The sequence below is a fragment of the Mesorhizobium sp. M1307 genome (assembly GCF_040318155.1).
In the GTDB taxonomy this organism is placed as follows: domain Bacteria; phylum Pseudomonadota; class Alphaproteobacteria; order Rhizobiales; family Rhizobiaceae; genus Mesorhizobium.
The window spans coordinates 1-538 of sequence record NZ_JAMYLR010000126.1 but is presented as its reverse complement, the minus strand read 5'-3'; the positions used below and the strand labels follow the sequence as shown (position 1 = coordinate 538).

Annotated in this window: 1 protein-coding gene; it reads right to left on the bottom strand. The window is 57.6% G+C overall.

Annotation, left to right across the window (positions count from 1 at the left end):
* Window positions 1–211: 211 nt before the first annotated feature.
* Window positions 212–538, bottom strand: a 327-nt coding sequence (locus tag NKH16_RS34950; RefSeq protein WP_352903996.1) for a transposase, incomplete at its 5' end; no start/stop codon positions are given.

Sequence of the window (538 nt, the reverse complement as noted above, 5' to 3'; positions counted from 1 at the left end):
GCGTGACGCGGTTCGCGAACGAACCCAGTCCACCTTATATTCGGTCAGGGCGCATGCACCTGTTCCATGATCCCGCTTGCGGCGGATTCGGACCCAAGAGACGAAACCATTCTTCAGCGGCGGCTGTTTGAGGCCATGAGTTTCGTCGGTTCGTCTACCGAGGATCTGCCAGGCCTGATCGGTCCTGGAGATTGTTAGAATCGATTGGCGTCTACGCTGATGGTTTCGTCAGGAGAGCTCCTTCTATAACGACTCCGGCGTTCACGTATTTCCACAGCGCAACAAGCAGTTTCCGAGCGAGGGCGATGATCGCCGTCTTCTTGTACCGGCCACCATTCTGGATGACTCGCGCCCTGAACCACTGGCTGAGTGCGGAATTGGGTTGATGGCGCACCCAGAGCCACGCAACCTGGACAAGCGTCGACCGGAGCCTAGGATTGCCGGACTTCGAGACTCCCTGCTCGCAATTAATCTGCCCACTTTGCCAGGGCGTTGGCACCAAACCAGCGTAGGCGGCAACCTGTCGTCGATTGTCAAA